The 10,029-nt window shown below is 65.0% G+C and carries 13 protein-coding genes; 10 read left to right on the top strand and 3 right to left on the bottom strand.

The annotated features are described in order from the left end of the window. The 3 genes from VNT00_RS12750 to iaaH form a co-directional block, all read right to left on the bottom strand. On the bottom strand, positions 1-259 hold a 259-nt coding region (locus tag VNT00_RS12750), incomplete at its 3' end, for an ABC transporter permease subunit (RefSeq protein ID WP_414650934.1). Positions 260-294: 35 nt separating this feature from the next. Then, the gene (locus VNT00_RS12745; RefSeq protein WP_325588025.1) at positions 295-1,455 is read right to left on the bottom strand and encodes a substrate-binding domain-containing protein; all 1,161 of its coding nucleotides are present in this window, start codon (positions 1,453-1,455) and stop codon (positions 295-297) included. A 98-nt stretch (positions 1,456-1,553) separates the two neighbouring features. Further along, a complete protein-coding gene (gene iaaH, locus VNT00_RS12740; RefSeq protein WP_325588024.1) occupies positions 1,554-2,990 on the bottom strand; it encodes an indoleacetamide hydrolase in 1,437 nt (478 codons plus the stop codon). 163 nt (positions 2,991-3,153) lie between these two features. Between iaaH and VNT00_RS12735 the strand changes: the two genes are divergently transcribed. From VNT00_RS12735 to VNT00_RS12690, 10 genes are all read left to right on the top strand, one after another. Next, positions 3,154-3,942, top strand: coding sequence for a helix-turn-helix transcriptional regulator (locus tag VNT00_RS12735; RefSeq protein WP_325588022.1), 789 nt, complete (start codon positions 3,154-3,156; stop codon positions 3,940-3,942). 82 nt (positions 3,943-4,024) lie between these two features. Then, positions 4,025-4,858 carry an ABC transporter ATP-binding protein gene (locus VNT00_RS12730; RefSeq protein ID WP_325588020.1) on the top strand — a complete coding sequence of 278 codons (834 nt, stop codon included), beginning with the start codon at positions 4,025-4,027 and terminating at the stop codon, positions 4,856-4,858. Further along, a complete protein-coding gene (gene mlaE / locus VNT00_RS12725; protein ID WP_325588018.1) occupies positions 4,855-5,643 on the top strand; it encodes a lipid asymmetry maintenance ABC transporter permease subunit MlaE in 789 nt (262 codons plus the stop codon). The genes VNT00_RS12730 and mlaE overlap by 4 nt, the downstream gene beginning before the upstream one ends. A 19-nt stretch (positions 5,644-5,662) precedes the next feature. Further along, positions 5,663-6,166 carry an outer membrane lipid asymmetry maintenance protein MlaD gene (mlaD, locus tag VNT00_RS12720; protein ID WP_325588016.1) on the top strand — a complete coding sequence of 168 codons (504 nt, stop codon included), beginning with the start codon at positions 5,663-5,665 and terminating at the stop codon, positions 6,164-6,166. A gap of 79 nt (positions 6,167-6,245) precedes the next feature. Next, positions 6,246-7,088, top strand: coding sequence for an MlaA family lipoprotein (locus VNT00_RS12715; RefSeq protein WP_414650933.1), 843 nt, complete (start codon positions 6,246-6,248; stop codon positions 7,086-7,088). Between the two features lie 15 nt (positions 7,089-7,103). Further along, the gene (locus VNT00_RS12710; protein WP_325588014.1) at positions 7,104-7,754 is read left to right on the top strand and encodes an MlaC/ttg2D family ABC transporter substrate-binding protein; all 651 of its coding nucleotides are present in this window, start codon (positions 7,104-7,106) and stop codon (positions 7,752-7,754) included. A gap of 223 nt (positions 7,755-7,977) precedes the next feature. Beyond that, positions 7,978-8,772 (top strand): ABC transporter ATP-binding protein, encoded by a 795-nt coding sequence (locus VNT00_RS12705; protein WP_325588012.1) that lies wholly within the window; start codon positions 7,978-7,980, stop codon positions 8,770-8,772. After that, positions 8,769-9,560 carry an ABC transporter permease gene (locus tag VNT00_RS12700; protein WP_325588010.1) on the top strand — a complete coding sequence of 264 codons (792 nt, stop codon included), beginning with the start codon at positions 8,769-8,771 and terminating at the stop codon, positions 9,558-9,560. Before VNT00_RS12705 ends, VNT00_RS12700 begins: the two co-directional genes overlap by 4 nt. Positions 9,561-9,565: 5 nt before the next feature. Then, positions 9,566-9,811 (top strand): BolA family protein, encoded by a 246-nt coding sequence (locus VNT00_RS12695; RefSeq protein ID WP_043545032.1) that lies wholly within the window; start codon positions 9,566-9,568, stop codon positions 9,809-9,811. Then, a partial coding sequence (locus VNT00_RS12690) for a carboxyvinyltransferase (protein WP_491700833.1) occupies positions 9,811-10,029 on the top strand: 219 nt, incomplete at its 3' end. The genes VNT00_RS12695 and VNT00_RS12690, both read left to right, overlap by 1 nt.

The raw sequence follows: 10,029 nt of genomic DNA, 5'->3' as shown, positions 1-10,029 counted from the left end.
GCCGCCGGATCAGGACATAATGGGTCAGGCACCCCAGGACCCCGCACACCGGCACGGCCAGGGCAGCCCCCCATAATACGGACAGCCCCGCATTCTGCGCCGCGACGGCGCAATACGCGCCTATCATCAGGAACTCGCCGTGCGCCATGTTCATGACGCCCAGCATGCCGAACACTATGCCCAGCCCCAGCACGACCAGGGCCAGCACCAGCCCCTGGTACGCAAAATTAAGCAGGGTTACCGTCAACGCCGCATCCATAGGCAATGCTCCACGTAACTTGCAGGACTGCCGGCCTACTTGGCGCAGCTCTGGCCCGGCGGCACATTGGCAAACTCCTGGACGATGCGGAACGTCGAACCGTCGGCCTGGGCCAGGTAGATGTTCTTGGTGGTATAGCGCGACTGCAGCACCGTCTTGCCCCTGGGGCCGTCGTAGCTCACGCCCGCCGCCGCGGCCTTGTCCATGGCCTCGGGCTTGAGGCTGCCGGCCTTGGCCGCCATGGCTTCCAGCAGCAGCAAGCCCTCGTAGCACGACTCGGCCAGCCCGTTCAGCGGAGCCTTGGCGGCATCGAACTGGCTGGCGTAGCGTTTGGCGAACGCCTGGGCGTCGGGGCTGGTCAGCGCCGCGAAATAGCCGGACGACGAATACAGGTTTTGCGCATTCTGGGCGCCTATGCCCAACAGCGTGTTCTCCTCGAGCAGGGTGCACAGGCGCAGCACCTTGTCCGGCAGGCCAAAGCTGGCGAAGGCGCGGTTGAAGCCCACCGAGGCGCCGCCAACCAGCGTCACCAGCACCGAGTCGGCCCCGCTGTCGCGGATGCGGGCGAGGCTGGCGTCGAAGTTGTCGACCGTGAACGGCACGTACTCTTCACCCACCACGGTGCCGCCGCTGGCCGCAATGGCCTGCTTGCCCGCTTCGTTGCTCTTGCGCGGCCAAATGTAATCGTTGCCGATCAAATACCAGCGCTTGCTTTTCTTGTGCTCGGCCAGCCAGGGCACGACCGGCATCAACTGCTGCTGCGGCGTCTCGCCAATGACATACACCGCCTTGGAGCAGCCGCCGCCCTCGGTGACGGGGGTGTAGATATAGGGAATCTGCCCGTTTATCACCCCCGCCACGGCCTCGCGCACCGCCGAATCGTGCTGGCCGATCAGGACCTCGGCATGGCGGCCGCGCCATAAGCGCAGGGCCGCCTGGCTGGCTTGCGCCGGAGGCACGCCGGCGTCGGCCACCAGGGCCTCGAGCTGGCGGCCCAGGATGCCGCCGCGGGCATTGATGTCCGCAATGCCCATGTCGATGCAATTCCGGCTGGACGGGCCGAACAGGGCCGCGGGGCCGCTGAGTGGAATCAGCACGCCCACCTTCAGTTTATCGGCGGCGTAGGCAAACCGTCCCGCGGCCATGGAACCAGCCAATGCACCCAGGCCGTAATGTAGAAACTGGCGTCGCTTCATGCCTCTCTCCTTAAGTACGTGTATATCTGCTGCTTGGTCATGCCCGCCGGCGCCATGCGCGGCGGGCTTTTTGGGTTTTCGGATACCCGGGCCCGCTGCTATTGCATTGCACCGGCCGCCACGGCTTCCCGGCCGCGGAATTCGGGTTCGGGCATGGCCGGGAGCAAGGCCTCGATAGCCATGGCCACGGAAAGCAGCCAGCGGTCGCTGTGCGGCGGGCCGTCGATTTCCACTCCCACGGGCAGGCCCCGGCTAAGCCCCGCGGGCAGACTAATGCCCGGCAGGCCCGCCACGCTGCCCGGATCGGTATTGCGCACGAAGGTGGGAAACAAGGGAACCTGCTTCCCATTGAGCTCTGTGGTGGCGTCCTCACCGATGCGCGACGCCGGCAGGGGGGTCGTGGGGAAAATCATGCCGTCGAGCCGGTGGCTGCGGAAATAGTCGGCGCAGATTGCCTGCATATGCGAGCGCTGGCGCCGCGCCTGGCGATAAGCCTCGCCGCCCACCGCCCGATCGCCCAGTTGCGCGGCCACGATGGCCGCGACATCGGGGCTGCCTATGCCCGCATGCACGTCCGCCAGGGAAAGCGGCTGCCCTTCCGCCGCCAGGAAGGCCGGCAAATCCTGTTCAAGCTCGTAAAGCACCAGCGGAAAACCAATGGATTCGTCCAGCTCGCGATAGCGCGGCACATCGGCCTCGACCAAGACGACGCCCTGCGACGCCAGCGTCCGCAGCACCGATTCCATGACTTGCGCTGTCCCGGCTTCAAGATCGGAAAGCATGGAAGCGCGCGGAACGCCCAGACGCAGGCCGGACAGCTCGACCTGCGACAAGGTCTCGTCACCGGACAGAATCGCATCGAGCAAGGCAGTATCGGCCACGGTACGCGCCATCGGCCCGACCGCATCCCGCGTGCGGGACAAAGGCACCAGTCCATCGGCGGCATACCGGCCTATACTGGGACGCAAGCCCGCCAGGCCGCACAGCGCCGCCGGCAGGCGCACCGACCCGCCGGTATCCGTGCCCAGCGCGGCGGGCGCAAAGCCGGCCGCCACCGCCGCCGCGGATCCGCCGCTGCTGCCGCCCGGAATGCGCGTCAGATCGTAGGGGTTGCGCACCGCCCCGGTCACGGCATTGTTGCTGGTAATACCCATTGCCAGTTCGTGCATGCCCGTCTTGCCCGCCACCAGCGCCCCCGCATCGAGCAGGTCGCGCACGACGCCGGCATTTCCGGCCGGGCGGCGCCTGCCCAGCGCTCCCGTGCCCGCCGCGCACGGCAGGCCCGCGACGTCGATATTGTCCTTGATGGCCAGGGGCACCCCCGCCAGCCGCTGGCCGCCATCGGCCACCCGGCCCGACGCATCCACGGCCCTGGCCTGGGCCAGCAGCCGCTCGGGGTCTTGCGCCGCCCAGGCATTGACTTCGGGAAAGGCCCGGGCGCGCGCCAGCAGCGCCGCGGCATATTCCTCGCACGAAAAACGGCGCGCAAGCAGGCCTGCGCGCGCCTGCGCCACCGTCAGGCGAAACAGCTCCATTGTCGTCTCCTCCCGTTTGGTTATATAAGGAAGCTCTGAAGCCGCCGCGCCGCAGGCGACTGCGAACCCGGGCATTCAGGGATTCCCCCTGGAATTGGGATGAAGTTAATTATGTACAGATTATCCAAGTGCCACTATCCTTAAGAATGAGGAGGCCGGGCAAATGTATTTGTCATACCAAAAACAGCAAGTCCTGTCGCAACTGCTTGCGACATTGGCGGAAACACAAACCGAAAAAGACCTGCGCAACCGCATAGGCGACCCGCTGCTGAAGCTGCTGGACGCCGACTACTACGCCTCCTATGTCTGGGAGCCGGAACACAAACGGTTTGGGCGCTGCGTGTCCCTGAACATGTCCGACGACACACTGGCCTCGTACGACGCGTACTATCGGCACGTGGATGGCCTGACCCCTCTCATGGCGCGCAAGCACACCACCACTCTGGTCAATCAGGTCGTTCCCCAGGCAGAGCTGGCCAAGACCGAGTTCTTCAACGATTTTCTGCAGCGCGACGGGCTGTATTGGGGGCTGAACCTGTACATGTGGCAAGCGCAAAGCAACGTGGGCGATGTCCGCATCTGGCGCAACAGGCACCGCCCCGCCTTCGATGCCCAGGAAGCCAGCATGCTGGAGCTCATCCGCCCCGCGCTGGGCATTGCGCTGCACCGCGCCCGCAGCGCCCCGGCGGCGCAAGACGGCGCCAGTCACGCGGCCCCGGCCTGCCACAGCAGCCAGGAACTGGCCCTGGCGCGCCTGAGCCGCCGGGAGCGGCAAGTGGCCCTGATGGCGGCCAAAGGGCTGCCCGACAAAACCATCGCCAGGAACCTGGATATCGGCTTCACCACAGTGCGCACCCACCTGGGCCAGGTCTACCGCAAACTGGGGGTCGACAACCGGGTAATGCTTGCCGGCGCCCTGAATCGGCTGGATCCCGGCAGCCAATCCGAATGACCGCCAGAATGACCGCCTATTACTTGCCCAGGCAATTAATCGCGATACAATGCAGGGCTAACCACTAAGTGTCTTTCCCCGCATGACCTCTGACGCAACATCTGCTTCAAACCCGTTATTGCTGTTCAAGGACGTCGCCCTGGGCTATGGCGGCTTTACCGTGCTTGCGGACATCGACATCGAGGTACGCCGCGGCCAGGTCGTCGCGCTGATGGGCGGCTCGGGTTCGGGCAAGACCACGCTGCTGCGGGCCGCCACGGGGCAGATCCTGCCTCTGCGCGGCACGATTACCGCGTTCGGCCAGAATATCGCCGCCGCCAGCGCCGGCCAGCTGCAGGCGCTGCGCCAGCGCATGGGGGTTCTGTTCCAGCAGGGCGCCCTGTTCACAGACCTGAACGTCTTCGAAAACGTGGCCTTTCCCTTGCGCGAACACACCCAGGTGTCCGAAAGCCAGATCGTCGAGCGCGTGCTCGACAAACTCGACGCCGTGGGGCTGCGCGCCGCGGCGCACCTGAAAATCTCGGAGATCTCGGGCGGCATGGCCCGCCGCGTGGCGCTGGCCCGCGCCATCGTGCTGGAGCCCGAACTCATCCTGTACGACGAGCCCTTCGCCGGGCTGGACCCTATATCGCTGGGCATTACCGCGCAGCTCATCCGCAACCTGACCGACCGCCTGCATTGCGCCTCCGTCCTCATCACCCACGATGTCGCCGAATCGTTCGCCATCGCCGACACGGTGTACATGGTGGGCCAGGGCAAACTGCTGGCCAGCGGCCGGCCCGACGACCTCACCCAGTCGGCCGACCCCTACGTGCGGCAATTCCTGAACGGCGAGCCAGACGGCCCCATCGCCTTCAACTACCCGGAAACGCCGGCATTCGCCCAATGGCTGCAGCAGCACGGAGGACGCTCATGAACACGCTCGTTCGCGGCATCGGCCGGCTGGGAGGCCTGGTGCGCGGCTCCATCTACGGCCTGGGCGCCTTCACCCGCCTTTTCGCCACCATCCTCGCGCGCAGCGGCATCGCGCTCAAGCGCCCGGGCCTGGTTTCGCAACAAATCCATTTCATTGGCAACTACTCGTTGCTCATCATCGCCGTGTCGGGCCTGTTCGTGGGCTTCGTGCTGGGCCTGCAGGGTTACTACACGCTAAACCGCTACGGCTCCGAAGAGGCGCTGGGCCTGCTGGTGGCTCTGTCGCTCACCCGCGAGCTGGGCCCCGTCGTCACCGCCCTGCTGTTCGCCGGGCGGGCCGGCACCTCGCTGACCGCCGAAATCGGACTCATGAAGGCCGGCGAGCAGCTCGCCGCCATGGAAGTCATGGCCGTGGATCCCATCCGCCGCGTGCTGACGCCGCGCTTCTGGGGGGGCGTCATTGCCATGCCGGTGCTGGCCGCGGTATTTTCCATGGTGGGGATCATCGGGGGCTGGGTCGTGGGCGTGCTGCTTATCGGCATCGACTCCGGCGCCTTCTGGTCGCAAATGCAATCCGGCGTCGATGTCTTCAACGATGTGCTCAACGGCGTGCTGAAAAGCGTGATCTTCGGCATTGCCGTCACGCTCATCGCCCTGTATGAAGGCTGGAACGCCAAGCCCACTCCCGAGGGGGTATCGCGCGCCACCACGCGCACTGTGGTAAGCGGCTCGCTAGCGGTGCTGGGCCTGGACTTCCTGCTGACCGCCCTGATGTTCAGCAATTAACGATTAAGACGGAATAACCATGACGCGTGAAAAAACCGATTTCTGGGTCGGCCTGTTTGTCCTGCTGGGTATTGTGGCCCTGGTGTTTCTGGCCCTGCGGGCAGGCAACCTGAGCTCGTTTTCTCTTGCCCCCACCTATCAGGTGCAGGCCCGCTTCGACAACCTGGGCGGCCTGAAGGTGCGCGCGCCGGTCAAAAGCAGCGGCGTCGTCGTCGGGCGCGTATCGAGCATCTCGTTCGACAACGAGCGCTACCAGGCCGTGGCCACCCTGGACATGGAGTCGCAATACCAGTTCCCCGACGATTCTTCCGCTTCCATACTTACCTCGGGACTGCTCGGCGAGCAATACGTTGGCATCACGCCGGGCGGCGACGATAAAATGCTGGCTCAGAACAGCACCATTAAATACACTCAAAGCGCCGTCGTGCTGGAAGAGCTGATCAGCAAGTTCCTGTACAGCTCGGCCAGCAAGGAAGGCACGGCCAAGGACGCCCCCGCCGCCGCGACACCCGCCAAGCCCTGAGCCGCCCCCTGGGTCGCCGCCCGGGTTTCCGGGCAGGCCCGGCGGGCCGCGGCAAGCGGCTGGTATTATTCATCACTACATGAACATTCACAATAATATGAACCTGGACACCTCAAGCTCGAAACGCAAACGGATGGCGCGCTGCATTCCGGCCCTGGCCGCGGCTGCCTTGGCCGCCGGGTGCGCCAGCGTGCCCAACCCCAATCCCACAGATCCGCTGGAAAGCTACAACCGCGGCATGTACGCCTTCAACGACAAGGTGGACCAGGTGGTGTTCAAACCCATCGCCCAGGGCTACGAAACCGTTACGCCCAAGCCGGTTCGCACCTGCATCCACAATATGTTCAACAACCTGGCCGACGCCTGGTCGTCCATCAACAGCTTCCTGCAGGGCCGCGCGCACGACGGCATCAACAGCATGGGCCGGGTCCTGTTCAACTCCACCATGGGGCTGGGCGGCTGTATCGACGTCGCCTCCATGAACGGCTCCAAACGCATCGTCAACGACTTCGGCGTCACGCTGGGCGTATGGGGCTTCGGCCCGGGGCCGTACATCGTCTTCCCCTTCTGGGGCTCGACCACCCTGCGCGACGGCACCGCCTCGCTGGCCGGCCTGGCGGCCGACGCCTCGATGTATACGCCGATCTTCGCCATCGACAACGTGCCCCTGCGCAATTCCATCATCGTGCTCAGCCTGATCGACATGCGCGCCAGCCTGCTCAGCGCCGACAAGCTCGTCAACGACATCGCCCTGGACAAATACAGCTTCATCCGCGACGCCTACCTGCAGCGCCGCCAGGCTTTGGTGGAAGGCTCGCACGCTACCTCCCGGCAATCCCTGCCGGACTACTCCAGCGACGACCTGCCCGACTATTCCGACAACGGCGACGCGCCCACGGCGCCCGCCAAGCCGGCCAAATAATCAGGAAGTATTCTTATGCGTCATACCCTTTTTTCATTCTGCACCGCCAAGTTCCTCCGTCTTTTCGCCGCCGGCCTGCTGGGACTCGGCATTGCCGGCACAGCCCTGGCCGACGAGCCCGTCAACGCCAAGGGCGCGCCCAATGACTTCGTCAGCGCCGTGGGCAACAACGCCCTGGCCGCCATCAAGGCCGAGCCCGCCGCCAAGAACGGCGACCTTTCCAAGATCAACCAACTGGTCAACCAGTACGTCCTGCCCTACGTCGACCTGGAAAAAACCACCCGCCTGGCCGCCGGCCGCTACTGGCGCCAGGCAACGCCGCAGCAACAGAAAGACCTGACCGAAGCCTTCAAGGGAACGCTCATCCGCACATACAGCGGCGCGCTTTCCCGGGTCGACAATGTCTCGGCGCTGACCATTGCTCCGTTCCGCGGCGATGCCAATGCCGACGACGTCGTCGTGCGCTCCACGCTGTCGCAGCGCAACGGGCCGCCCGTGGGCGTGGACTACCGCCTGGAAAAAACCAGCGACGGCTGGAAAATCTACGACCTCAACGTCGAAGGCATCTGGCTCATCCAGAACTACCGCAACCAGTTCGCCGAGCAGATCAGCCAGAACGGCATCGACGGGCTTATCAAGGCGCTGAACGCACGCAACAACAAATAGGCGCCCCCGCGCCGCCCCGGCCTCCGGGGGCATCCGCCAGCCGGTCTGGCGGGCCTCCCGGCCAGCGGCAGCCCGCTTCCGCGCCCGCTCCACGCTGCCCCACACACCCGGCAAGGCGTTCGCACCTATAATAATAAGCTTGGCTCAATGATTAGTGCGCTGTTTGGTTGATTCGCATGCACGAACTAACCAAACAGCACACCTGCCAGGCTTTTTGCTTATTATGTCCGCGCTCAATCTAAATCACGTATCCAAAATCTATCAATCCAGGCAGCCGCTGTGGAAGACGCTGTTCGGCGGGGGCGGAGGCGCCGGCAAGGGCTTCCAGGCCCTGAACGACGTCAGCCTGAACGTCGAACACGGTGAATTCTTCGGCCTGCTGGGCCCCAACGGCGCCGGCAAGACCACGCTCATCTCCATCCTGGCCGGCCTGGGGCGCGCCAGCTCCGGCACGGCGGCCGTCTGTGGCCACGATGTCGTGACCGACTACAAGATGGCCCGCCGCTCGCTGGGCGTGGTGCCCCAAGAGCTGGTCTACGACCCCTTCTTCACCGTGCGCGAGACCTTGCGCCTGCAGTCGGGCTACTTCGGCCTGCGCAGCAACGACGACTGGATCGACGAAGTGCTGGCCAACCTGGGCCTGGCCGACAAGGCCGAATCCAATATGCGCGCGCTGTCGGGCGGCATGAAGCGCCGAGTGCTGGTCGCCCAGGCGCTGGTGCACCGCCCTCCCGTCATCATCCTGGACGAACCCACGGCGGGCGTCGACGTGGACCTGCGCCGCACGCTCTGGGAATTCATCTCGCGTCTGAACCGCGAAGGGCACACCATTTTGCTGACCACGCACTACCTGGAGGAAGCCGAGGCGCTGTGCGGCCGCATCGCCATGCTCAAGCAGGGGCGCATCGTGGCGCTGGACACCACCCAGGCCCTGCTGGCGCGCGTCGGCGGCGTCGACCTCGAGGACGCCTTCGTGCGCATCATGAACAACGACGAAATCATGGAAGAAGCCGCATGAACGCCCCCACCCTGCAACCGCGCGACGACATGGGGTCGGGCTTCCCCACCCTGCTGCGCAAAGAACTCCTGCGTTTCTGGAAGGTCGGCTTTCAAACCATTGCCGCGCCCGTCCTGACCGCCCTGCTGTATTTGCTGGTGTTCGCCCATGTGCTCGAAGGCCGGGTCCACGTATACGGCACCATTCCCTACACGGCATTCCTGATCCCGGGGCTCATGATGATGAGCATGCTGCAGAACGCCTTTGCCAACCCGTCGTCGTCGCTGATCCAAAGCCGCATCACGGGCAACCTGGTCTTCGTGCTGCTGCCGCCCCTGTCCCACAAGCAGATATTCTGGGCCTACCTGCTTGCCGCCATCGCCCGCGGCCTGGCCGTGGGCCTGTGCGTATGGATCGTGGCGCTGTTCTTCATTCCGCTGCCGCCGCACAACGTGCTGTGGGTGCTGGCGTTCGCCGTCATGTCCTGCGGCATCATGGGCACCCTGGGCATGATCGCGGGGCTGTGGTCCGAAAAATTCGACCAGCTCGCCGCCTTCCAGAACTTCCTGATCATGCCGGCGACGTTCCTGTCCGGTGTGTTCTATTCCATCCACACGCTTCCCGCCTTCTGGCAGAGCGTGTCCCACTGGAACCCCATCTTCTACACCATCGACGGTTTCCGCTACGGATTCTTCTCGGTGTCGGACGTCTCCCCCTGGCGCAGCCTGGCAGTGGTGACGGGGGTGTTCCTCGCGCTATCGCTTTACGCCCTGCGGCTCCTGGCCAGCGGCTACAAACTCAGGAATTGACGTCCATGCTTCCCACTCCCGCGCAAGTCCGCCAATACATCGCTGACGGCCTGCCCTGTGAACATCTCGACGTGCAAGGCGACGGCTCCCATTTCGACGCCGTCATCGTCAGCGCCGCCTTCGAGGGCAAGCGCCTCATCCAGCGCCACCAACTGGTGTACGCCGCCCTGGGCGACCGCATGAAGGCCGAGATCCACGCCCTCTCGATGCGCACCCTGACTCCCGACGAATACCGCCAGGCAGGGCAGTGATGGATAAATTACGCATCACCGGAGGCTCGCCGCTGCACGGCGAGATCTCCATCTCCGGCGCGAAGAACTCGGCCCTGCCCATCCTGTGCGCCAGCCTGCTGACGGCCGATGCGCTGTCGCTGTCCAACGTTCCGCACCTGAACGACACCGCCACCATGCTGCGCCTGCTCGGCCGCATGGGCGTGCGCGCCGAGCGCGGCGCCGACGGCGTGGTCGCG

The organism is Eoetvoesiella sp. (assembly GCF_035555955.1).
Taxonomy (GTDB): domain Bacteria; phylum Pseudomonadota; class Gammaproteobacteria; order Burkholderiales; family Burkholderiaceae_B; genus Eoetvoesia.
The sequence above is the reverse complement of the archived record's forward strand: the minus strand, read 5'-3'. Positions and strand labels throughout refer to the sequence as shown.